The sequence below is a fragment of the Bradyrhizobium iriomotense genome (assembly GCF_018129405.1).
GTDB lineage: Bacteria > Pseudomonadota > Alphaproteobacteria > Rhizobiales > Xanthobacteraceae > Bradyrhizobium > Bradyrhizobium iriomotense_B.
On sequence record NZ_JAFCLP010000031.1, the window covers coordinates 29,398 to 51,267 of the forward strand.

General features: G+C 62.5%; 20 protein-coding genes. 9 read left to right on the top strand and 11 right to left on the bottom strand.

All coding sequences use genetic code 11. The annotated features are described in order from the left end of the window. Positions 1 to 359: 359 nt before the first annotated feature. Both JQ592_RS36000 and JQ592_RS36005 read right to left on the bottom strand, forming a co-directional pair. Positions 360 to 3,500 (bottom strand): DUF5801 repeats-in-toxin domain-containing protein, encoded by a 3,141-nt coding sequence (locus JQ592_RS36000; protein WP_211407444.1) that lies wholly within the window; start codon positions 3,498 to 3,500, stop codon positions 360 to 362. A gap of 540 nt (positions 3,501 to 4,040) precedes the next feature. Continuing rightward, positions 4,041 to 4,316: a hypothetical protein gene (locus JQ592_RS36005; protein WP_211407445.1), complete on the bottom strand. Its 276-nt coding sequence runs from the start codon at positions 4,314 to 4,316 to the stop codon at positions 4,041 to 4,043. A gap of 74 nt (positions 4,317 to 4,390) precedes the next feature. Here JQ592_RS36005 and JQ592_RS36010 point away from each other — a divergent pair, with 74 nt between their 5' ends. Further along, positions 4,391 to 4,534, top strand: coding sequence for a hypothetical protein (locus JQ592_RS36010; protein WP_211407476.1), 144 nt, complete (start codon positions 4,391 to 4,393; stop codon positions 4,532 to 4,534). Positions 4,535 to 4,574: 40 nt separating this feature from the next. On the opposite strand, the gene JQ592_RS36015 is transcribed toward JQ592_RS36010, so the two are convergent. After that, positions 4,575 to 5,486, bottom strand: a complete 912-nt coding sequence (locus JQ592_RS36015; protein WP_246820965.1) for a LysR substrate-binding domain-containing protein — start codon at positions 5,484 to 5,486, stop codon at positions 4,575 to 4,577. Between the two features lie 90 nt (positions 5,487 to 5,576). On the opposite strand from JQ592_RS36015, the gene JQ592_RS36020 reads away from it, so the two are divergent. The 3 genes from JQ592_RS36020 to JQ592_RS36030 all read left to right on the top strand — a co-directional run bounded on the left by JQ592_RS36020 (position 5,577) and on the right by JQ592_RS36030 (position 9,920). Then, on the top strand, positions 5,577 to 6,554 hold the full coding sequence (locus JQ592_RS36020; protein WP_211407447.1) for a Bug family tripartite tricarboxylate transporter substrate binding protein: 978 nt from the start codon (positions 5,577 to 5,579) through the stop codon (positions 6,552 to 6,554). 441 nt (positions 6,555 to 6,995) lie between these two features. Beyond that, positions 6,996 to 8,783 (top strand): vanadium-dependent haloperoxidase, encoded by a 1,788-nt coding sequence (locus tag JQ592_RS36025; protein ID WP_211407448.1) that lies wholly within the window; start codon positions 6,996 to 6,998, stop codon positions 8,781 to 8,783. A gap of 882 nt (positions 8,784 to 9,665) precedes the next feature. Continuing rightward, positions 9,666 to 9,920: a hypothetical protein gene (locus tag JQ592_RS36030; RefSeq protein WP_211407449.1), complete on the top strand. Its 255-nt coding sequence runs from the start codon at positions 9,666 to 9,668 to the stop codon at positions 9,918 to 9,920. A 571-nt stretch (positions 9,921 to 10,491) separates the two neighbouring features. On the opposite strand, the gene JQ592_RS36035 is transcribed toward JQ592_RS36030, so the two are convergent. Together JQ592_RS36035 and JQ592_RS38495 are read right to left on the bottom strand one after the other, a co-directional pair. Beyond that, positions 10,492 to 10,656, bottom strand: coding sequence for a hypothetical protein (locus JQ592_RS36035; RefSeq protein ID WP_211407450.1), 165 nt, complete (start codon positions 10,654 to 10,656; stop codon positions 10,492 to 10,494). Between the two features lie 442 nt (positions 10,657 to 11,098). After that, entirely contained in the window at positions 11,099 to 11,392 is a 294-nt protein-coding gene (locus tag JQ592_RS38495) for a hypothetical protein (protein ID WP_246820966.1), read from the bottom strand. A 100-nt stretch (positions 11,393 to 11,492) separates the two neighbouring features. Here JQ592_RS38495 and JQ592_RS38500 point away from each other — a divergent pair, with 100 nt between their 5' ends. Beyond that, complete coding sequence (locus tag JQ592_RS38500) at positions 11,493 to 11,948, top strand: hypothetical protein (RefSeq protein ID WP_246820968.1); 456 nt, start codon at positions 11,493 to 11,495, stop codon at positions 11,946 to 11,948. A gap of 6 nt (positions 11,949 to 11,954) precedes the next feature. Here the strand turns inward: JQ592_RS38500 and JQ592_RS36045 are convergent, their stop codons facing one another. The 6 genes from JQ592_RS36045 to JQ592_RS36070 all read right to left on the bottom strand — a co-directional run bounded on the left by JQ592_RS36045 (position 11,955) and on the right by JQ592_RS36070 (position 15,618). Further along, positions 11,955 to 12,170, bottom strand: a complete 216-nt coding sequence (locus tag JQ592_RS36045) for a YodC family protein (protein ID WP_211407452.1) — start codon at positions 12,168 to 12,170, stop codon at positions 11,955 to 11,957. 313 nt (positions 12,171 to 12,483) lie between these two features. Continuing rightward, positions 12,484 to 13,230: an HAD family hydrolase gene (locus JQ592_RS36050; protein ID WP_211407453.1), complete on the bottom strand. Its 747-nt coding sequence runs from the start codon at positions 13,228 to 13,230 to the stop codon at positions 12,484 to 12,486. Then, positions 13,221 to 14,108 carry an oxygen-dependent coproporphyrinogen oxidase gene (hemF, locus tag JQ592_RS36055; protein ID WP_211407474.1) on the bottom strand — a complete coding sequence of 296 codons (888 nt, stop codon included), beginning with the start codon at positions 14,106 to 14,108 and terminating at the stop codon, positions 13,221 to 13,223. The genes JQ592_RS36050 and hemF overlap by 10 nt, the downstream gene beginning before the upstream one ends. Before the next feature lie 16 nt (positions 14,109 to 14,124). After that, a complete protein-coding gene (locus JQ592_RS36060; RefSeq protein WP_211407475.1) occupies positions 14,125 to 14,490 on the bottom strand; it encodes a 6-pyruvoyl trahydropterin synthase family protein in 366 nt (121 codons plus the stop codon). 17 nt (positions 14,491 to 14,507) lie between these two features. Next, positions 14,508 to 15,140 carry a 7-carboxy-7-deazaguanine synthase gene (gene queE / locus JQ592_RS36065; protein ID WP_211407454.1) on the bottom strand — a complete coding sequence of 211 codons (633 nt, stop codon included), beginning with the start codon at positions 15,138 to 15,140 and terminating at the stop codon, positions 14,508 to 14,510. Positions 15,141 to 15,150: 10 nt separating this feature from the next. After that, on the bottom strand, positions 15,151 to 15,618 hold the full coding sequence (locus JQ592_RS36070) for a tRNA (cytidine(34)-2'-O)-methyltransferase (RefSeq protein WP_211407455.1): 468 nt from the start codon (positions 15,616 to 15,618) through the stop codon (positions 15,151 to 15,153). 281 nt (positions 15,619 to 15,899) lie between these two features. Here JQ592_RS36070 and petA point away from each other — a divergent pair, with 281 nt between their 5' ends. From petA to JQ592_RS36090, 4 genes are all read left to right on the top strand, one after another. Next, the gene (gene petA, locus JQ592_RS36075) at positions 15,900 to 16,430 is read left to right on the top strand and encodes a ubiquinol-cytochrome c reductase iron-sulfur subunit (protein WP_211407456.1); all 531 of its coding nucleotides are present in this window, start codon (positions 15,900 to 15,902) and stop codon (positions 16,428 to 16,430) included. A gap of 63 nt (positions 16,431 to 16,493) precedes the next feature. Further along, on the top strand, positions 16,494 to 18,566 hold the full coding sequence (gene fbcH / locus JQ592_RS36080) for a cytochrome b/c1 (protein WP_211407457.1): 2,073 nt from the start codon (positions 16,494 to 16,496) through the stop codon (positions 18,564 to 18,566). A 147-nt stretch (positions 18,567 to 18,713) separates the two neighbouring features. Continuing rightward, a complete protein-coding gene (locus JQ592_RS36085; RefSeq protein ID WP_211407458.1) occupies positions 18,714 to 19,388 on the top strand; it encodes a dienelactone hydrolase family protein in 675 nt (224 codons plus the stop codon). 313 nt (positions 19,389 to 19,701) lie between these two features. Next, positions 19,702 to 21,867: an anthranilate synthase component I gene (locus JQ592_RS36090; RefSeq protein WP_211407459.1), complete on the top strand. Its 2,166-nt coding sequence runs from the start codon at positions 19,702 to 19,704 to the stop codon at positions 21,865 to 21,867. Positions 21,868 to 21,870 lie beyond the last annotated feature (3 nt).

The following is a 21,870-nucleotide window of genomic DNA, read 5'->3' on the forward strand; positions in this document are numbered from 1 at the left end:
GACCCGTCGCGATCGCCACCGGGCGCAACGCGCGCTCGCCGGCGTCGCGCCAGGCCGAAGCGAACGAGAATGATCGCCGCCACAATGAACGGCGCCACGCCGAAGGCAAGCTCCAGCGTGCTGGCGCCGCGCAACCTGTCCGGACTTCCGAACGCTTGGCCCAGCCAAGCTTGCGCGCCGCTCGCTACTTGAGACCCGTATTCGAACACAATGTCCAACACGCGTATCGATTCCGATAGGCTTTCGACTTTGGTTCGGCGGCGCTGCTCCTTCGCTAAGGATGCGCCGCCGGATGATTCGCTGCTTGGCCCGTCCGGCGGCCGGCGCTCACCGCCGGTCTCCCGACGCGCCGTCGCCGGCTACGCACTGAGCACGCCGACGTGCAGAGCCAGATGCTGCGTCGACGTCGTATCGCCGTCGGCGTCGACAATCTGGAACGAGAAGTCGAGGTCGGCGTCGATTGTCCCAGTGGTCTTCTGCACGAAGCCGATGTCCACGATCTTCAAGACATCGTTATCGGTCGGATCCCAGGCCGTCAGGCTGCCGGTAGCATTGCTGCCGCCATTGGTCCCGGTCGCCCCGTTCAGGTTGATGGCGGTACCGGTCAAGCCGTTGGCGCTCTGCATGATCTGGATGCCCTGGATCTGGTAGGTCTCGCCAGCGACCGTGTAGTCGTTCTGTTCGATGATGAGCAGGGCATCATTGTTGTCGAGCGTGAACTCGGTGTTGTAGGGCGCCGGAATATTGGCGTTACCCTTGATGAGGTCCGAGTTCTCCACGTTGATGGCTCGGGTGATCTCATTGCCGCCGGCGTCCTTCAAATCGAGGATCACGACGAGGTCCTCGGAGGAGCCGATGCCGTCGAACTTGACGACGATGCCGCTGGCGGTCGCTGTCGGATCGACGTTCTCGGTGCCACCACCCGGGGCGCCCGGGTTGACATCGCCGAGGATGTTCTCTTGGAAGAACCGCAGCGTCAGCAGCTCACCTTTTTGTATCGTATCTCCAGCGACGCCATTCGTCGCCTGGGTTGCACTAACCCAGTCCTCGTTGACGTTGGTGACCATATCATGGGCACCCTGCGTGAACGAGACATCGGTAGGCGGTCCAGTCGGAGCTCCATCGCCGGTTGAGTTGAACCCGAACCCGATCTGCTGGGTGATCGAGTTCCCGGTGAACTGAACAAAGAACGGATTTGGGTCGCCGTTCGGCGTCAGTTGTTCTGCGACGATCAGCGGGTGTCCCGTGTTGCCGGTGGGCTGCTTGGCAATCAGCCCGGCGGTGTGCAGCACGTCGAAGCTGAACCCGTCAATCACGTCGGTCAGGGTGAACGTGTAGGTGTCGGCAACCTTGTCAAAGACAAGAGTGCCGCCCGCCGTAGCGTCCTGCACGCCAGCCGTGATCGGGTCGCTGTCGTAATGGAACGAGAAGTTGAAGGTTGCGGATGTATCGGTCTCGGCCGTGAGGGTTGTGACCGCTTGGGTGATGCCAGGGTTCTGCGCGTTATCGACCGTGCCAGTGAGCCCGATCTGGATGCCCGCCACGCCACTGTTGGCATCGACAAAGTCGGAGTGTGTGGCGTTGTAGAACGTGGCGGGATGGCTGTCATGACCGATATCGTACCCGAACTTCCCGCTGGCCGTCGCGTTTAGCGCGTTGGCCAGAACCTCAGGGGTTTGGATGCCCGCAGTATTGGGATCAGCGTCGAACGGAGCCGTGATCGTCGGCCCGTCGTCCTTGAACACGAGCAGCGGAGTGAGATCGAGCGGCGCCGAAGCCGGGTCGTTATCCTTGTCGGTGGCGCTCGCCGTCAGCACCACAAGGCCGGAGCCGGTGAGGCCTCTCGATTCATCGGGATCGGCCGGGTTGGTGTGCACAACCGCGCGTTGCTGATCGAGCGTCACATTGCCACTGGCGTCGACGCTCACCACAAACACCGTCAAACCGGTTGTCGCCGTCGTGCCGACAACCTGGCCGTTGACGAGCGACAATACCACCGACTCGCCGGTCACGGTGTCGGTCAGACCCGAAGCCCCGCCTGCGGTCGACAGCGCATAGCTGACTCCCGCGCTGCCTGGCCCGTCGGCTCCGAAGTTCGTCGTGAACTGCGCCGCAAATAACTTGGTATCGTTTGTTGCCAGCGTGGTCTCGTCGACCGTCAGGGTCGGCGCCCCGGTTGCCGTCGCCGTGATCGAAGGCCCGTCATCGTCGAACTGGAGTTGCGTGCCGGCAAACTCGCTCGCGCCCGTGGAGCTCAAGATCGTAAATCCGCCGATGTCGAGGGTGATGTTCGAACCCGGCCCCTTCGTCGGTTGGACGTTTTCGATCAGCACCCGGGTGTGAGCGCTGGTGGTGTATTCAACAACATCTCCGTTCTTGATGCCCGAGACGACCGCCGTATTACCGGTGAGGTCTGCAGCGACAATAACGCCATTGACCTTGACCTGGGTGATGTCGACCGCATCGTCATCAGCAAATCCCTCGACAAAGCCTGTCCCTGTCTCGGCTACACCGTCGTGATCATTGAACGCGGAAATCCTGACTGTGACCAAGCTACCGGTCGGGTTCACCTGAGCGACCGTGAACGAGGCCGAGGTGACGCCTTGGGTATAGCCGCTAAACTGGATGTTGCCCTCATGGTCGGCCTCCGTTGAATCGAGACCTTGGGGCAGGTGTGGATCGGGGTTTGGGGCTACCGTGAAATCTTCGGCCGGATTGTTTACGAAAGTGAAACTTAAGCCATTGCCCGGCGCGAGATGCTGGCCGTTCACTCCAATAGTCGCGTGGGGGCCGGCCTGGCTGCTGCTGACCGTGTCGCCTGAATGGTCATTGTCCTCTGTGTTCGGGTCGGGGGCACGCCCGGTCACCACGATGCCGCTGGTGCTGACGCCCCCCGGGTTGTTGCCGAACATCATGAACTCGTTGGCGCCTGACGGCGCATTGTCGAAGAAGAAGGTGGTGGACTGGGTCGCCGCGACCTTGAGCTTGTTGTCGAGATTGAGGGTGAAATCGGGATCGGTACCTGCTAGCTCGTGTTGGAGCGGCTCGAAGAGCGCGATCCAGAACTTGCCGCCAGTGATGAGGGAATTGGTCGTTGTCTCTTCGAGATAGATGGCAAAAACCAGGTCGCCGTTCAGATTCGCCGCCCCTCCGACGGTGCCCTCGCGACCGAGGACGACATTGTCGTTGTTGGGGTCGGCGTAGAGGAAGATCTGCCTGCCCTCGAGGGTGAAAAGCCCGCTGGCGTCCCCGTCGAGCGCACCGTTGGTCGGATCGACGAAGCCGAGGCCATTGACGGTAAAACCAGTGTCAGGCGTGACGGTGACATCATTGTCGTCCCCTCCGCCTGCGACTTGAATTGCGTTCGAAAGGTTGACTCCCGCGCCGGTGAACGCGGCCGTGACATTCGACGGCACGCTGGCTAGCGCGATGTCATCATCCTGCAAGCCGGCCGTTTCGTCGATTTTCGTGCTTCCGATGACATTGATGGTCAGTGCCATTGTCGTCTCCTATCAGTTCCGAATTGGATGCTGAGAGCCAAAAGATCCCCATTTGGGGGGCCGCCCGATCGCACCCTGACCTGCGATCGGTGCCGAAAAATCCTGCGTGATCGAAATTCCATGCGCCCGCTCTCCGGCAAGTTGTCGCGCTCGCCGTGAGGGTCGTCAGTTTCTGGCAGTCCATGAAAAGGGGGCGTAACGGGAGCTTGTTTCTACTCCGCGTTCGCCCTTTCTACCCTGCTTGAGGCGCCCGTCGGAGAGAGAGGTACCGGCAAGAAAATGATCAAACGCTTTTGCATGCTATGCTCCCTCGATCTGCTGCAAACTGCTGCGGACGACTCGTGGAGAAGCAAACCAAACATTATCGCTGAAATCGCGACGCCTGCACTACGCTGCGGCTGAGCGTAGTGCTCACCGAAGAAATGCGAGCCAACTTACCAATTGTTCGCTAGTAAATGGGGGCGAAAGTTCCCGGTAAATGGGCGAAGAAGTAGTACTACCTTCGGAGTGAGACGCACCGCCGCACCATCGGTGCTTGTTTCAGGCCTTCGGCTGCTTGAGGAAGCCAAAATAGAAGCAGACCAGGAATAAAATGAAATGGACAGCGGAACGGCCACCACTGATCTGCGGACTCTCGACAAACCCTGTTCCCAACAGAGGCACCGATACATCGGCGAGATAGAGATAAAACAAGATGCCCGATGATACGAAGAATGCGCCTGCCAGGAATTTGCGAAAGCCCCTGTCTCGCCAAGCGAAATACAGGCTTCCGCCAGCCATGATGACGGCCGCAGCAGCATAGAGGGCAATGATCATGCTTTCCTCACCGAAGCTGGCGGTTGCGAACGCAGCGAGCGGTAAGCTGCGCAAGATTTTCCTAGAATAATCGAATGCCGGATATTTTGATCCATTGTCCTGTCATGCAGCTTCAACCCAACTTCAGCAGCAATGGTCAGTGCTCCGCCATCGGTTGCGTGCCGGTGCTCGCAGCACCTCTCATCGAAGCGATGCGCGCTTCAGGTCTTCCCGACTGATCGGAATCCGCCACCGGGCGACCTGACCTCGCAGGCGAAGTCAGATCGAAGACCTTTGTTTTGCCATCGCCCGAACCAGGCTCAAGAATTTCTTGAGGACCGGCGACGGATCGTCTCGCCGCCAGGCCAGGCCGAGAAAAGCCTTTGCTGAGCCATCTGCAAGAGGGAGATAGGTGACCCCTTTCATGCGCACGCTCTGCATCGTTGACGGCACCAGTGCCATGCCCAGTCCAGCCGCCACCAAGCCGAGTGCCGATGTGATCCTGGGGGCCGGCTGGCCAAGACGAGGTGTAAATCCAGCCCTATGGCAAGCCGCGATCGTCTCGTCGTGCAAACCGGTTCCGGGCGGGCCGATCATGATGAACTGTTCGTTTGCAAAGCTCTTCAGGGAAACGGCCTTCGATCTGGTTCTCGCTGCGCGATGATGGCTTGGCAAGGCAGCGACCAGAGGCTCCTCTTGAAGGGGCGCGACGATGACCCCGTCTGCATGGATCTGAGGCGCGCGCACGAAGGCAACGTCCATCTGGTCGCTGTTGAATTGCGCAACGATGTCGTTGCTGAGCCCCTCATGCAACACCAGCGAAACTAGCGGATTGGCTTCCCTGAAGCAGCGAATCGAATCTGGAACGAACGGATTAAAGGGCGCTGTCGGCGCAATTCCGATGCACAGCGTGCCCTGTTCTCCGCGTGCTGCACGCCGCGTCGCATCGATCGCGCGATCGAACTGCGCAAGGACCGCCTTGGCTTCCCTTAACAGGGCCTGACCAGCGACGGTCATTTCGACGCCGCGAGACGTGCGGCGGAAAAGCTGAACGCCTACGTCTCGTTCCATCAGGCTGATTTGCCGGCTGAGAGGCGGCTGCTGCATATCGAGGCGCTCCGCCGCGCGGGTGATATGTCCTTCCTCCGCAACCGCAACGAAATATCTGAGGCGACGTAGGTCCAACGCCATACCCTGAAAGTATCAAGATCGCTCCGATCATATCATAGCGGAATGGTCGTCCAAACGTTAGTCGTTCCGTCGCAAGTTGGGGAGAGTGACATGCGGCTGCGGAGGCGCGATCTTGTGAACGCCGCGTTGGCGACGATAGGGACATCAATTCTGCCGCGGATCGCCTTGGCCGAGGGCTATCCGGCGCGCAGCGTACGGCTTGTCGTCGGATTTCCCGCCGGGGGGCCGGTCGACATCGCCGCTCGCTTGATCGCCCCATGGCTTTCCGAGAGACTCGGTCAGGAGTTCATCATCGACAACCAGCCGGGGCAGAGTGGGAACGCGGCGACGAGATCGGTGGTCACCTCAGAACCTGACGGTCACACGCTTCTCATTTGCGGACCGGTAAACACCATCAACACGACCCTTTTCAAAGGTCTCGATTTCGATTTCGCCCGTGATATCGCGCCCGTTGCGCTCCTGTATCGGGTCCCGCTGGTGATCGAGGTGCATCCCTCCGTTCCAGTCCGGACGGTCACGGAATTCATCGCCCACGCCAGGGCCAACCCGGGCAAGCTCAAGATCGGATTTGCGGGGCGGGGTACGCCTCAGCACATCGGCATCGAACTGTTCAAGGCGATGACCGGCATCGATGTTGCGCTGGTGCCGTATCTCGGTTCGACGCCCGCGCTCGCCGCCCTCTTGGCCGGAAGCATCGACGCAATGTTCGATCCCATGCCCTCGTCGATCGCCCACATCAGGCGAGGCAAGCTCATCCCGATTGCGGTGACGACTTCGAACAGGTCTCCAGGTCTGCCCGACGTGCCGAGCGCCGCCGAGACCGTCCCCGGCTACGAGGCCGGCTCGTGGTTCGGCATAGGTGCTCCCAGAATGACGCCGAAAGCCATTGTCGAAAGGCTCAACAGAGAAGTTAACGCCGCGCTCGAGAACCCCGGTATGAAGACTGGGATTGCAGAGCTCGGGGGAACGAGCATCCCCGGTTCATCAGAACAATTCTCCGAGTTCATCGTCCAAGAGACCGAGAAGTACGCCCGCGTGATCCGCTCTGCAGGAATTGAACCAATTTGAGAAGCTTCAGCGCGGGCTTCGGTCGGCTTGCTGGGCTTAAGCGGGCCGGGTCAATTGCCAGTGCTGTCACCGTAATTGCACGGCGAAGCGATTGCTCGTGTAGATGATCACCGCAACTGGCATTCGCGCCTGGACCGTGGATCGAACCTCGTACTCATAACGTCGGCTTGCGGGCCCAAACCGGAAGTCGCCCGGCTTAGCCGTCATCGGCGGCTTGTGGACCCAAAGGCGACGTCATTGCTCCGGTGGGCACTTGCGTTGTGCAAAGACACGGCGGGCGGTGGTGCCCGCCGGTGCACAATTGGTCTGCTCGACTCACCATTGATCTGAGTCAATCTCCTCAGTGTCCTCCCGCAGAAATGATTGCGACTGCAGCATGCAAGTAATCGGACGGCTCCGGCGCAATCCTGCCGAAACTTTCCCGCGAGGGAGGAGGCCTCCATGGCTGACCATTCCACCGTTCCAACTGAATCCTGCCTGGCGTCGCCGGGCCCGTCGACCGCGATCACTCGCCGCTCGCTGCTTGGCGGGACCGGCATTGCGGTTGGCGCCGCCGTGCTTGCGTCTCCGCCGAGCATGCCCGGGTTCGCCCCGGCGCTGGCGCAGCCTGTGAGCGCGGACGCCCGACCGCTCGACGCGGCGTTCAAACACCGGGCCTTCGAAGTCCGCGGGGTCTGTGCGAGCAACAACGAGAAAATGCCCATCGCGCCCCATCCGACGAATGGCGATGAGGCGCGCTACACCAACAAGATCGGTTCCGATTCACGGGGCCTGCCGCACGACAAGCGCGGCGAAGTTGAAGCAGAGGCATGGCAAACGCTTTATGCCGCTTGCCAGTCGGGCGAGCCCGCGGATTTCGAGAAAATCCGGCTCGGCGGCACGCGCAAGCTGGTCAATCCCTTGGGCACACTGGCCGTCAGTCTCAGCGGCATAAACCCTACTCAGATTGGAATACCCCCGGCACCGGCTCTTGCAAGTGCGGAGCGCGGTGGCGAGGCGGTCGAGGTATATTGGCAATCCCTGCTTCGTGATGTTCCGCTTACCGAGTTGCGCGACGACACCTCCAATCGGGACGTGCTTGCGGCAACCGAGGAGATCAACAAGCTTACCGATTTCCGAGGGCCGAAGTCTGGTGGGCGGGTCACGCCCGGCACACTGTTCCGCGCCAATGCGCTTTATTTCGACGCAGGCGACCCGAAGGGCCGCTCCGTCACGCCTCCAGGCGTTTTGGACGGTCCGCTGATCTCGCAGTTCCTGCTCAGGGACGCGCCCTATGCCGCGCAGTGGATCAGTGCCCAAGTTCGCACCGTGTCGCCCGCCAATGAATTCCTGACCGACTACGAGGAGTGGCTGGCGATCCAGAACGGCGCCGCACCGAAACGCCAGTTGCAGTTCGACGCGACACCGCGATACATCACGACAGGGAGAGATCTCGCCGAGTATATCCACACGGGTCCTGCACTTGGGTGGGCGGCAGCATTGATCCTTGCGACACCCGGTGGCGGGGCGGACAAACGCTACTCCGGGATCTATCCGCCGGGAGAGCCTGTGTCCTACCCCTCGAACCCGTATCGGAAATTGAAAACCCAGGTCCCTGCGGGTGCCACCTTCGGATTGCAATACGTGCAGGCACTGCTCGCCACGGGGATCAGTAACTCCGTCCGCGCGGCCTATTGGCAGAAGTATTTCGTGCATCGGACTGTGCGACCGGAAGCCTACGGCGCTCTGGCGCATCATCGCCTCGCCAATGGCGTGAGCGACTACCCGCTGCATGATGATTTCCTGAAATCGGAAGCCCTCGCTCGCAGCAAGGCCAAATACGGCACTTATCTGTTGTCGCAAACCTATCCGGAGGGCGCGCCCTTCCACTCCACCTATCCCGGCGGGGCCACGAGCGTTGGTGCCGTCACGGCGACCATATTGAAGGCGTTTTTCGACGAGAGCCGCGTCATCACCAACCCGGTGCAACCCGATCCGGCTGACCCGACGAAGCTCGTGCCCTATAGCGGCCCGCCGCTCACGGTCGGCGGAGAGTTGAACAAGCTCGCGGTGAATTTCGGTTTCGGACGGAATTGGGCGGGCATCCACTGGCGTTCCGACGCCTCCGCCTCAATGGCAATCGGTGAGGAAGTGGCTATCTGCATGTTGCGGGACGAGCGCGCTACCCTTCGCGAGCCGTTCGACGGCTTCTCCTTCACGCGTTTCGACGGCAGTCGCGTGACAATCTGACAGCAGACGGGCGGCGTGCCTGCCGTGGGGCGCCGGTGCACATGAGCGGAAGCGTCTATGCTCGACGGCCTGTCAGTGAAGGCCCAGCGCCTCGCCAGCTAAATTGACGTTGGCCCGGAAGGCGGCCTCGTTCTGAACACGATGCGCGTTGGATTGACCTGGCCCTTAACCGGTAAGAGCGTTTAAGGCCAATGGGGTCTCGCTCCACGCGGGATCCGACACTAAGCGCGACAAGACTACAAGATGATCGGATGTGGCGAGCACTTCCGGTTTTGGCCCGAGGCGGCCCCCTGGAAGATCGCAGTGACGTCTGCTGTTCGGGGCAAAACGGACCCGTTGTGCCCATAACGAGTTCTTCCGAGTTTGACCCAGCAGACGTCGGCCATATCGAATTATGCGAAGAGAGCCATTGTCGCGCCTACCAGGTCGTATCCCGGAGAGGCTCCTGCTCATGGGTAGGCAAGCGTCGATTTTGCACTAACAACCAGAGGGAGATTCCAGTCTGGGGACAAAATGAGATTTCCAGGATTTTCGAACGCCTCGGCCGACCGTCTCCCTGTTCGCGTATCAGGTCACTGACTCCAGCGCACTGGGCGTTGTCGGTCCGATAATTCCCCCGAGTGCAACTGGTTATCGCGAGTCCGGCAAGATTGCAGTCGTCTGGCGCCCAAACTTCTCATCCTACCTCGAGGTACACGCAATCGGGCAGGCCAGGGGCCCTCCAAGCCGATCGCAGGGTACAGCCCGACCCAGACAACCGGAGTTCAAGCCGGTCTCCGGTACACGTGGAATTGAGTAGTCATCGCGTTTGGGCGAAGCGGCGGCCTTGATAACCTCTAACGGGCGTGCTCTACCCAAAGTCGATTATTTTGAGGATAGCCCATGATGTTCGGCAGAGCGATTTCTCTTGCAAGTGCAACCTTTGCGCTCGGCGCCGTTCTGTTTGCAGCCGATGCTCGTGCGCAGAAGGTGCAGGTGCCCGCCGTTGGGAACGGCGTCACTGCTCGCACATTGCCCAGCCCCACTGCGCCAAGACTGCCCAACCAGACCCAGACCCAAACCCCGGCATTGCCGACCGGTAGTTATTCCAGCCAGACAACCAGATATCAGGGCCATCTCGGCTACACCTTGAAATGAGCCGTTATGGTGTTTGGAGCGAAGCGGCGGCCTCGCATAATCTCCAACGGGCGCGCTCCACTTAAAGTCGATTATTTAGAGGAGTGCCCCGCCATGTTTAGCAGAGCGATCTCTCTTGCAGGTGCAGCCTTGGTGCTCGGCGCCGTTCTGATTGCAACCGATGCTCGTGCGCAGAATGTAGGACAGAATGTACCGGCGCCCGTCATTAGAAACGGCGTCCTCGTTTACCCCAATCTGCAAAGACCGCCAAACCAGGCCCCGACATTGCAGAATCTCGGCAATCAGCCGCCGCGGGATCTTGCTGTGGGCGGTCCCTCTATAGGGCTTAGGTACCAAGGAAACGTGCGGTAAGGGCCCATCTATCGGCTTGGCCTCCTGCTGCGGACATCGCGCCTATCCTGCCGCTTTCTCGTCGTAAGTGGCCTGGCGTGAAAATCAAAACGCCGATGCCCGGTCGTAGCCCATCAGCGACGTGACGCTTCCTCCAGGGCCAGTTGAATTCGGCCGGCGATTGTCAGGCACTTGGCTTTCTGCCGATTAGGCATCTGGAGCCTCCGCCAATGCGTGCGCGTTAGTCTTCCGATCTGATCGGGACACTGCTCCTGCGCAGCGCCTCAAGTGCGATGCGGGTATGGTGGACAGCTTCTTGGTTGCCGGCCTTTTCGAGTGCTTCGAGAGCCCAGATTAAATACTGCATCGCGGTTTCAGCGTCAGCGTTCTTGTTGGTGGCGGTCATGCAACCAGTTCGTAGCTCATTCCGTTCTGTTCGTCCCCGACATCCACGCATGGACAGCATGCACCCCCAATCGACTGATGAGTGCAAGAGTGAACAGTTCCTGGATTGTGGAAGCAAGCAGCCGGTTTGTGGCCGAGGCTGCCTCTCGGTGCTCGTCTAAGCGTCGGGTGTCGCGTGTAGACGAGAAGCGGCTTGCAGGGATCTCGGGAAATTCACTGCGAACTCTAAGGGTATGATCGGATCATCATTCGGAACGCTGAACTTATAGTCGACCTTGGTCTTGGTGCCTTTCCAACCCAAGTGGAGCACGGGTGAGCATTCACCACTGGTATGGCCCAAAACTGTCTCCGTCCCGATGGGATCGGAACGGAGCTCCAGCTTCCAGCTTGATGCTCTTGCCTCGAGCGAACCGGTACGCAGCTCGCTCGAAAATGCTCCAGCGCTAGCGCTTCGATCGCTTGAGTTCGGCGACTTGAAACTTGTTGCCGGCGGAGAGGCTGCTGCAGATCCAGTAGGCTCTGTTCCGGTAGTCGCCCAGGAACACCTTGGTCTCGACGCAATCCACGTAGTTCTTGTGCGTGATGGTGTCTGTGCAGGTCGGCGAGAAGGGTGCATCGGTTTGTCCGCCGCCCGACTCGCTGCACCCGACCCAGGGATCCTTGCCGCGTCTGAAGCTTGTTTGACAGCCACCGTTGCAACTGCTGGCGCGCTTCTCCAGCGCGGCAATCCTCGCCAATGGTGAACCCGGTGCTGGCGACGGCGTTCGACCGGATGACGGTTGAGCGGTTGCCGACCGGATGTGGCGGGTTGACGATGTCGGGCGAGATGTCCCTGTGTTGACCACCTGCTTCGGTCTTGCCGCCTGCTTTGGCGCATCGACCGTGACGGAGGGAACCTGGGTGGGGGAGCTTGTTGCGGTTTGCGACACCGCCGGGCTGCACAGCAAGACCGTTGACAAGAAAGCGAAGGCTGAAGGCGCGACAAATCCTGACGACAATCTCATGACATGTCCTTTCAAGGACGGACGTTCCGTCCCAATGTTTGCACGCCACAAAATGCTAGCCGAGACTCCCGAGCCTGACTACCGGTGGTTGAAGCGATTTCCGCGGATGACAGCCATGCACATGACGACGGAGGAGAATGCAGGCTGCGCGCCCAAAGCGGTTGCCATGTCGGCGGCCGGCTCTTCTGTGACATCCAGTGATGTCCGCTATTGCGCCGTCGTCGGCGGAGAAGCGGACATCAGGGGCGCCGGAGCGGAACGCTCCGATCCCGCGAGGGTGCGGTTTTAGAGGTGCCTACTCCTCGTCTTCGTCCTCGTCGTCTTCTTCCTCGTCTTCCTCTTCCTCTTCTTCTTCCACCTGCACCAGCGCGGCCAGCGGCAGCGTCTCGCGGAAGAGATCGCCCTCCATGCCCATCCAGAGGCAGAGCACCTCGTTCTCCTTCACCTCCGCAACCGTCAGCGGCTGGCCGCCGGATTTCAGCATGACGACATCGCCGGCTTTCAAGTCCATGGATTGTCCTTTCGAGTTGATCGACCGGGAGGAGGCTAGCAGGCGGTCATGACACGCCGAACACGGGCGAATCTCACAGCAAAACGCGACCTCATCCTGAGGGCCCGCCGCAGGCGGGCGTCTCGAAGGATGGGCCGCGAGCGAACTGCTTGCCAGGTTCTGCGCGTTCATCGCACGCATCCCGACGATGGCATTATGCCCCTGTTTTGCCCGACGGGTCAAACGCGATTCGTAAAATCCGTAAATCTTTGATTTTGCAGCAGCCGGCTACTGTGCATGGGGTTGTTTTCGCAGTTTTAGTTGTCGTGCCTGCTTACGGCCGCTCCGGCACCAGTTCGGTCAGCGAGCGGATGATGCGGTCGGGCTTGACGGTCGAGCCTTCGGGCAGGCCGTCGCCATGCACGTCCATCCAGATCGCATAGATGCCGAGGCGCTGCGGCGTCACGACTTCCCATTCCAGATTGTCGCCGATCATCCAGGTGTCTTTGGCGGTGACGCCGAGCGCCTCCATCGCGTGCAGATAGGCGCGCTCCTCGGGCTTGCCGAAACCGTGCTCGCCCTCGATCTGGATGTGGTGGAAGCGGTGCGCCAGCTCGAAACGCTCGACCTTGGCGCGCTGCATGTCGGCAGCGCCGTTGGTCACCAGCGCCAGCTTGATGCCGAGCGCCTTCAGCTTGTCGATGGCTTCATGCGCGCCGGGGAAGACGAACATCTCCTCCTCGCGATAGGCGGTGAAGCGATCGGCGAGGCGGATGGCGAGATCGTCGGGCAGCGCGCGATGGCCGGCCGCCGCGAGCGCGGCAAAGCCGCCCTTGACCGTCAGGTGCCGGGCCTCGGCGAGCTTCATCCGCCACGCCGCTTCCGCGTTTGCCCAGAAGTTTCGCGCGAAGGCCAGCACGGCGGTCGCGACCTGCGCCGGCGGCAGCGGCGCAAGCTCCTCGGCGAACTCGTTCGCGATCGTGTTCCAGGCGATCTCGGGCCGGCCATAGGCCGACAGGATGGTGTCGTCCATGTCGATCAGCATGGCGCGCGGCAGCGGCCTCACAGCGCTCATGGCCATTTCACCTCCGGCGGCAGCGACGACAGGATCGAGTCCACATTGCCGCCGGTCTTGAGCCCGAAGATGGTGCCGCGGTCGTAGAGCAGGTTGAACTCGACATAGCGGCCGCGCCGGATCAATTGCTCCTCGCGGTCCGCAGCGGTCCAGGCGCTCGCGAAATTGCGCCGGACGATGTCGGGGTAGATCTTCAGGAAGGCGCGGCCGACATCCCTGGTGAAGGCGAGGTCGGCGTCCCAGTCGCCGCTGTCGTGCCAGTCGTAGAAGATGCCGCCGATCCCGCGCGCCTCTTTCCGGTGTGGCAGGTAGAAATATTCGTCGCACCACTTCTTGTACTTGTCGTAGTCGGCAACGCCGTTCGGCTGGTTGCAGGCCTCTTTCATCGCGGCATGGAAGGCGATGCTGTCCGCATCCTCCTGCGTGCGCCGGCGGTCGAGCACTGGCGTCAGGTCGGCGCCGCCGCCGAACCAGGCTTTGGTGGTGACGACGAAGCGCGTGTTCATGTGCACGGCGGGCACGTGCGGATTGCGCATGTGCGCGATCAGCGAGATGCCGGACGCCCAGAATTTTGGATCCTCCGCGGCGCCGGGGATCTGCGCCCGAAACTCGGGCGCGAATTCGCCGTGCACGGTCGAGCAGTGCACACCGACCTTCTCGAACAGGCGGCCATGCATGATCGACATCACGCCGCCACCGCCGGCCGCGCCGGTGTGGTCGGTCCGCTGCCAGGGCGTGCGTTTGAAGCGGCCGGCCTCGCCGGGACAGAGGTTTGGGGGCGCATCGTCTTCCAGGCGCTCGAAGCTCGCGCAGATGTCGTCGCGCAAGGCCTCGAACCAGGCGCGGGCGCGGGCCTTGCGATCTTCGATCGAGCTTGGGTCCATCGTGGATGTCATACTGTCAGCCTTGCGGACCGTAATAGGTGCAGCTCTCGTTGCAACTGTCGCGGTGGATGCTGATGCGGGTCAGCTTGCCGATATGCTGTAGCCGCTCCCAGACGAAGCGTGAGAGGTTTTCCAGCGTCGGCTTGCCCAGCGCCTCGATCTTGTTGAGGTACTTGTGGTCGAGCGTGAGCCGGACGTCCTCGATGGCGCGCTGGAGCAGGCCGAGGTCGACCACCATGCCGGTCTCGGGATCGGGCGTGCCGCGCACGGTCACCTCGGCGCGGAAGGAGTGGCCGTGGATCTCTTCGCTGGCAGCACCAAAGGTCGTTCCCGACAGCGAATGCGCCGCCTCGAAGCGGAACGATTTCGTCAATTCCCACATCTGTTCGAAAACCAATCCTATCTGATGCCGAGCGATTTATGCGTCTGCACGCTGAGCCGCCATTGCGGATGATGCAGGCAATAGTCGATCGCCCGTGCGGTGTTCTCGGCGACCTCCGGCCCGTCCATCGGCTGCAGCGAGAAGCGCTCGAAGGCGAGACCTTCGAAGGTCTCGGGCGCGGCGAGGGCTTGCGGATAGACCAGCTTCAGCTCGTGGCCGCGGCGCAGCACGAGCTCGCTGCCGCCCTTGGGGCTGACGCAGATCCAGTCGAGCCCTTCGGGCGGCTCGATCGTGCCGTTGGTCTCGACGCCGATCTCGAAACCTCGCGCATGGAGCGCTTCGATCAGGGCGTCGTCGACCTGGAGCAGCGGCTCGCCGCCGGTCAGCACCACATAGCGGTTGGCGGCTGATGCCGTCCATTGTGCGTGGATCGTATCGGCGAGTTCCGCGGCCGAGGCGTAGCGGCCGCCCAGCGTGCCGTCGGTGCCGACGAAATCCGTGTCGCAGAACTTGCAGGTCGCATCCAAGCGGTCGGCCTCGCGGCCGCTCCAGAGGTTGCAGCCGGCAAAGCGGCAGAACACCGACGCGCGCCCGGCATGGGCGCCTTCGCCTTGCAGGGTCAGGAAGATCTCCTTGACCGCGTAACTCACTGGTCTCTCCTCAATCCTGTGGGCCGCTGGGGTTCCGGGTCTGCCGCAGCGCCTCGCCTGCGGCCATCGCCGCGGTCATGGCGACATTGAGCGATCGCAGCCCTGCCGCGATCGGGATCACCAGCCGCGCATCGGCGGCCTCGACCACGGCGTCGGTGACGCCGGCGCTCTCGCGTCCGAATAGCAGGATGTCCGACGTCTGGTAACGAAAATCGCGGTAGTCGGTGGCGGCCTTGGTGGTGAACAGCACCAGCCGGTAGCCATGTGCCGCGCGCCACTCCTCGAACTTCGTCCAGGAGTCGTGGCGGGTCATGGTGACTTGGTCGAGGTAATCCATTCCCGCCCGGCGGAAATGTCGGTCGGAGATCGGGAACCCTGCCGGTTCGATGATATGGGCGGCGATGTCCAGACAGGCGCACAGCCTGAGAATCGTGCCGGTGTTCTGGGGAATGTCGGGCTGGAAAAGTGCGATCTGCATGGGCGGCGGCGGGTGGGTTGTGGGCCGGAAATGTCTCAATAAAACATCGCCCGGCCGGGAATTCGTGCATTGCACGCTTCCCCGCCGTTAGCGGGCTTGCGCTCGCCCGGCAAGGGTGCCAATAGAACGATTCTGGACTGCTGTTTTCGCCCTGTTTTGGTGGGGACAAGCGAAGTTCTGCCGCCGCGGGGGGCCGCGGGCGCCGGCAGCGCTGTTCCGGGGACCTTTGGGGGGCTCCTGGAGCGGTTCCACCGGCAGCATGAGAAGAAAGGGTTGGAATCGTGACGACAGCGTCTTCGGCGGACCATCCGACACGCCGTGATTTCTTATTCGTTGCAACGGGGGCAGCTGCAGCAGTAGGGGGCGCGGCCGCGCTCTGGCCCTTCATCTCGCAAATGAATCCTGATGCCTCGACCATCGCCGCCGGTGCGCCGATCGAGGTCGATCTCAGCCCGATCGCCGAGGGCCAGGACATCAAGGTGTTCTGGCGCGGCAAGCCGATCTACATCAGCCACCGCACCAAGAAGCAGATCGACGAGGCGCGCGCCGTCAACGTGGCGAGCCTGCCCGATCCGCAGTCCGACGAGGCCCGGGTCAAGTCCGGCCACGAGCAGTGGCTGGTCGTGATCGGTATCTGCACCCATCTCGGCTGCATCCCGATCGCTCATGAAGGCAGCTACGACGGGTTCTTCTGCCCCTGCCATGGTTCGCAGTACGACTCGTCCGGCCGCATCCGCCAGGGGCCCGCGCCCGCGAACCTGCCGGTGCCGCCGTACCAGTTCGTTTCCGACACCAAAATCCAGATCGGCTGAGCTTCGGACCTACGTCCGAAGCCTCGCGCCGTCTCGTCGTAGTTATTTCCTCAGGATCGCATCATGAGCGGACCATCCGACTACCAGCCGAGCAATCCGGCCCTGCAATGGATCGAGCGACGTCTGCCGATCTTTGGTCTCATCCATTCCTCCTTCGTCGCCTATCCCACCCCGCGCAACCTGAACTACTGGTGGACCTTCGGCGCCATCCTCTCCTTCATGCTGGGGCTGCAGATCCTGACCGGCGTGATCCTGGCGATGCACTACACGCCGAACGCCGATCTCGCCTTCAAGTCGGTCGAGCTGATCGTCCGTGACGTGAACTACGGCTGGCTGCTGCGCAACATGCACGCGGTCGGTGCCTCGATGTTCTTCGTCGCGGTCTACGTCCACATGTTCCGCGGCCTTTACTACGGGTCGTACAAGGAGCCGCGCGAGGTGCTGTGGATCCTCGGCGTCATCATCTACCTCCTGATGATGGCGACCGGCTTCATGGGCTACGTGCTTCCCTGGGGCCAGATGAGCTTCTGGGGCGCCACCGTCATCACCAATTTGTTCTCCGCCATTCCCTATGTCGGCGAGAGCATCGTGACGCTGCTGTGGGGCGGCTATTCGGTCGGCAACCCGACGCTGAACCGCTTTTTCTCGCTGCACTATCTCTTGCCGTTCCTGATCGCGGGCGTCGTCGTGCTCCACGTCTGGGCGCTGCACGTCGCCGGCCAGAACAATCCTGATGGCGTCGAGCCGAAGACCGAAAAGGACACGGTGCCGTTCACGCCGCACGCGACCATCAAGGACATGTTCGGCGTCGCCTGCTTCATGCTGCTGTACGCCTGGTTCATCTTCTACATGCCGAACTATCTCGGCGACGCCGACAACTACATCCCGGCGAACCCGGGCGTGACGCCGCCGCACATCGTTCCGGAATGGTATTACCTGCCGTTCTACGCGATCCTGCGCTCGATCCCGAACAAGCTCGCGGGCGTGATCGCGATGTTCGGGGCGATCATCATCCTGTGCTTCCTGCCCTGGCTCGATGCCGCCAAGACCAGGTCGTCGAAGTACCGTCCGCTGGCCAAGCAGTTCTTCTGGATCTTCGTCGTCGTCTGCATCCTGCTCGGCTATCTCGGCGCGCAGCCGCCGGAGGGCATCTACGTGATCGCCGGCCGCGTCCTGACGGTCTGCTACTTCGCCTACTTCCTGATCGTGCTGCCGCTGCTCTCGCGCATCGAGAAGCCGCGGCCGGTGCCGAACTCGATCTCGGACGCGGTGCTCGCCAAGACCGGCAGCCGTTCGACGCCGATGGTCTCGACCGCGATCGTGCTGGCGCTCGCCGGTTCGCTGTTCGCGGGCTCGATCGACAGCGCGAAGGCCTCCGAAGGCAGCGATACGCCTCCGGGCAACAAATGGTCGTTCTCCGGCCCTTTCGGTAAGTTCGACCGCGGTGCGCTCCAGCGCGGCCTGAAGGTCTACAAGGAGGTCTGCGCCAGCTGCCACGGCCTGTCCTACATCGCCTTCCGCAACCTCGCCGAGCCCGGCGGACCAGGCTATTCCGTGGCGCAGGCGGCCGCCTTCGCCTCCGAGTACAAGGTCAAGGACGGTCCGAACGATGCCGGCGACATGTTCGAGCGTCCGGGCCGGGCGGCGGACTATTTCCCCTCGCCGTTCCCGAACGAGCAGGCTGCCCGCGCGGCGAACGGTGGTGCGGCGCCGCCCGACCTGTCGCTGATCACCAAGGCGCGCTCCTATAAGCGCGGCTTCCCCTGGTTCATCTTCGACTTCTTTACCCAGTATCAGGAGCAGGGCCCGGATTACGTCGCGGCGGTGCTTCAGGGCTTTGAGGAGAAGGTGCCGGAGGGCGTCACCATCCCGGAGGGCTCGTACTTCAACAAGTACTTCCCGGGCCATGCCATCAAGATGCCGAAGCCGCTCAGCGACGGGCAGGTGACCTATGACGACGGCTCGCCGACCACGGTCGCGCAGTACTCCAAGGACGTCACCACGTTCCTGATGTGGACCGCCGAGCCGCACATGGAAGCGCGCAAGCAGCTCGGTTTCCAGGTGTTTGTGTTCCTGATCATCTTCGCGTTCATGATGTACTTCACCAAGAAGAAGGTCTGGGCCGACTCGCACTGAGCGGCGCGACGGGACGAAATGGAAAAGCCCCCGCAAGGGGGCTTTTTTGTTGGACACGAGCGTGTGTTGCTTGGCGCGATTGCCTATCGCCCTCTCACCGGCCAAAATACCCTCAACCGCTCCCCCAGAAACTCATCGGAGGACACCATGGGAACCACCATCACCTTCAAGCGCCCGGATGGCAAGGACGCCTCGGGCTATCTCGCCAATGCGGCGCGCGGCAACGCGCCGGGGGTGGTCGTGATCCAGGAATGGTGGGGCCTGTCGGACCAGATCAAGGGCCTGTGCGACCGCTTCGCGCTCGCCGGCTTCGATGCGCTGGCGCCCGATCTCTACAAGGGCAAGGTGGTGCCGTATCACGACACGGATTCCGCCAACAAGGAGATGAACTCGCTCGATTTCATGGACGCCACCACGCAGACCGTGCGCGGCGCCACGCAGTACCTGTCGCGCAACGGCGCCAAGGTCGGGCTAACCGGCTTCTGCCTCGGCGGCGCCGTGACCATCATCGGCGCGACCAAGATCCCGGAGCTCGCCGCCGGCGTCGTATTCTACGGCATCCCGCCGGAGCAGGCGGCCAAGCCCGCCGACGTCAAGATCCCGCTCCAGGCCCATTTCGCCAACAAGGACGATTGGTGCACGCCGGAGCTGGTGGGCGGCTTCGAAAAGGCCATGAAGGCCGCCGGCAAGTCGCTGGAGCTGTTCCGCTATGACGCCGGGCACGCCTTCGTCAACGAGCAGCGCCAGGACGTGCATGACCGCGAAGCCGCCGAGCTCGCCTGGGGCCGGGCGACGGAGTTTTTCCGGAAGCATTTGGGGTAGGGCAGCCCGTAGCCCGGATGAGCGAAGCGATATCCGGGAAACCTCTGAAGAAAGACCCGGATGTCGCTTCGCTCATCCGGGCTACGGCACCGGCGCCACCCTTGACGCCGCCCCCGGGCCATGGTGAGTATCGCCCCCATGAGCACCGCCGTCCGCCCAGCCCGTCTTTGGTGGCGCACCTCCTGACGAGGTGGCCGGTGCGATTTCTTTTCCCAAAATCGTCGAAGGTCGCCAGCACAGCGCGGCGGCCTAATCGTTTGTCCTGTGTGGCGTTCCCTCGGCAAGTCTCGTAAGAGGACCCCAAGAGGATCACATGAACAGGACAGTCTTTGCCCTCCCGGCCAGAAGTGAGTACGCGACCCGCGCGGGTCTCGCGATCACCCGCGCGGCGGAGCAATTTACCGGCGGCGCCAACAGGCTCGACGATCTTGTGAGCCTGCTCGACCGCCGCCGCGGCGTGGTGCTGTCCTCGGGCACGACCGTGCCCGGCCGCTACGAGAGCTTTGACCTCGGCTTTTCCGATCCGCCGCTCAAGCTCGAGACCACCGGCGTCAATTTCAAGCTGGAAGCGCTGAACGCGCGCGGGGAGGTGCTGATCGCCTTCCTCGGCGACGTCCTGCGCGAGCCCTGTGTGGTGATCTCCGAGAAGACGGCGACGCGCCTTGCCGGTCACATCATCCGCGGCGATGCCCCGGTCGAGGAGGACCAGCGCACCCGCCGCGCCAGCGTGATGTCGCTGGTGCGCGATATCATTGCCGCCTTCTCCGCCAACGACGACGGCCTGCTCGGCCTGTTTGGCGCCTTCGCCTACGACCTCGTCTTCCAGATCGAGGACCTCGTGCAGAAGCGTCCGCGCGAGCAAGACCAGCGCGACATTGTGCTGTACGTGCCCGATCGCCTGCTGGCCTATGACCGCGCCACCGGCCGCGGCGTGGTGCTCTCCTACGACTTCGCCTGGAAGGGCAAGTCCACCGAGGGCCTGCCGCGCGAGACCGCCGACAGCCCGTACCTCAAGACGCCGCGCCAGGGCTTTGCCGATCACGCCCCCGGCGAATATCAGGCCACCGTCGAGACCGCGCGCGCAGCTTTTGCCCGCGGCGATCTGTTCGAGGCCGTGCCCGGCCAACTGTTCGCCGAGCCCTGCGACCGTTCGCCGGCCGAAGTGTTCCAGCGGCTCTGCGTCATCAACCCGTCGCCTTATGGCGCGCTGATGAATCTCGGGGACGGCGAGTTTCTCGTCTCGGCTTCGCCCGAAATGTTCGTGCGCTCGGACGGCCGCCGCGTCGAGACCTGCCCGATCTCGGGCACGATCGCGCGCGGCACCGACGCGATCGGCGATGCCGAGCAAATCCGCCAGCTCCTGAACTCGGAGAAGGACGAGTTCGAGCTCAACATGTGCACCGACGTCGATCGCAACGACAAGGCGCGCGTCTGCGTGCCCGGCACGATCAAGGTCTTGGCGCGCCGCCAGATCGAGACCTATTCAAAGCTGTTCCACACCGTCGATCACGTCGAGGGCATGCTGCGCCCCGGCTTCGACGCGCTCGATGCCTTCCTCACCCATGCCTGGGCCGTCACCGTCACCGGCGCGCCCAAGCTGTGGGCGATGCAGTTCGTCGAGGACCACGAGCGCTCGCCGCGGCGCTGGTATGCCGGTGCGATCGGCGCAGTGAATTTCGACGGCAGCATCAACACCGGCCTCACCATCCGCACCATCCGCATGAAGGATGGCCTCGCCGAAGTGCGCGTCGGCGCCACCTGCCTGTTCGATTCCGATCCCGCTGCGGAAGACCGCGAGTGCCAGGTCAAGGCGGCTGCCCTGTTCCAGGCGCTGCGCGGCGATCCGCCGAAGCCGCTCTCGACCTTTGCACCTGATGCCACCGGCTCGGGCAAACAGGTGCTGCTGATCGACCACGACGACAGCTTCGTGCACATGCTCGCCGACTATTTCCGCCAGGTCGGTGCTAGCGTCACCGTGGTCCGCTATGTGCATGCGCTCGACATGCTCAAGCAGAAGAGGTGGGACTTGCTGGTGCTGTCGCCCGGCCCCGGGCGCCCTGAGGATTTCGGGATCAAGAAAACCATTGATGCGGCGCTGGAGAAGAAGCTGCCGGTGTTCGGCGTCTGCCTAGGCGTGCAGGCGATCGGCGAATATTTCGGCGGCGAACTCGGCCAGCTCACCCATCCCGCCCACGGCCGGCCCTCGCGGGTCCAGGTGCGCGGCGGGCGGCTGATGCGCAACCTGCCGAACGAGATCGTCATCGGACGCTATCACTCGCTCTTTGTCGAGCGTGACAGCATGCCGGAGGTGCTAAACGTCACCGCCAGCACCGAGGACGGCGTCGCCATGGCGCTGGAGCACAAGACCCTGCCAGTCGCCGGCGTGCAATTCCACCCGGAATCGCTGATGTCGCTCGGCGGCGAGGTGGGGTTGCGTATTGTCGAAAACGCGTTCCGGCTGGATGCGCCGGTCAATTGAGAG

What these genes read in the sequence shown, in the direction of transcription:
- JQ592_RS36000 (WP_211407444.1), bottom strand. Translation starts at nt 3,500, where the DNA reads ATGGCACTGACCATCAATGTCATCGGAAGCACGAAAATCGACGAAACG.
- JQ592_RS36005 (WP_211407445.1), bottom strand. Translation starts at nt 4,316, where the DNA reads ATGATCATTGCCCTCTATGCTGCTGCGGCCGTCATCATGGCTGGCGGA.
- JQ592_RS36010 (WP_211407476.1), top strand. Translation starts at nt 4,391, where the DNA reads ATGCCGGATATTTTGATCCATTGTCCTGTCATGCAGCTTCAACCCAAC.
- JQ592_RS36015 (WP_246820965.1), bottom strand. Translation starts at nt 5,486, where the DNA reads ATGGCGTTGGACCTACGTCGCCTCAGATATTTCGTTGCGGTTGCGGAG.
- JQ592_RS36020 (WP_211407447.1), top strand. Translation starts at nt 5,577, where the DNA reads ATGCGGCTGCGGAGGCGCGATCTTGTGAACGCCGCGTTGGCGACGATA.
- JQ592_RS36025 (WP_211407448.1), top strand. Translation starts at nt 6,996, where the DNA reads ATGGCTGACCATTCCACCGTTCCAACTGAATCCTGCCTGGCGTCGCCG.
- JQ592_RS36030 (WP_211407449.1), top strand. Translation starts at nt 9,666, where the DNA reads ATGATGTTCGGCAGAGCGATTTCTCTTGCAAGTGCAACCTTTGCGCTC.
- JQ592_RS36035 (WP_211407450.1), bottom strand. Translation starts at nt 10,656, where the DNA reads ATGACCGCCACCAACAAGAACGCTGACGCTGAAACCGCGATGCAGTAT.
- JQ592_RS36045 (WP_211407452.1), bottom strand. Translation starts at nt 12,170, where the DNA reads ATGGACTTGAAAGCCGGCGATGTCGTCATGCTGAAATCCGGCGGCCAG.
- JQ592_RS36050 (WP_211407453.1), bottom strand. Translation starts at nt 13,230, where the DNA reads ATGGCCATGAGCGCTGTGAGGCCGCTGCCGCGCGCCATGCTGATCGAC.
- hemF (WP_211407474.1), bottom strand. Translation starts at nt 14,108, where the DNA reads ATGGACCCAAGCTCGATCGAAGATCGCAAGGCCCGCGCCCGCGCCTGG.
- JQ592_RS36060 (WP_211407475.1), bottom strand. Translation starts at nt 14,490, where the DNA reads ATGTGGGAATTGACGAAATCGTTCCGCTTCGAGGCGGCGCATTCGCTG.
- JQ592_RS36070 (WP_211407455.1), bottom strand. Translation starts at nt 15,618, where the DNA reads ATGCAGATCGCACTTTTCCAGCCCGACATTCCCCAGAACACCGGCACG.
- fbcH (WP_211407457.1), top strand. Translation starts at nt 16,494, where the DNA reads ATGAGCGGACCATCCGACTACCAGCCGAGCAATCCGGCCCTGCAATGG.
- JQ592_RS36085 (WP_211407458.1), top strand. Translation starts at nt 18,714, where the DNA reads ATGGGAACCACCATCACCTTCAAGCGCCCGGATGGCAAGGACGCCTCG.
- JQ592_RS36090 (WP_211407459.1), top strand. Translation starts at nt 19,702, where the DNA reads ATGAACAGGACAGTCTTTGCCCTCCCGGCCAGAAGTGAGTACGCGACC.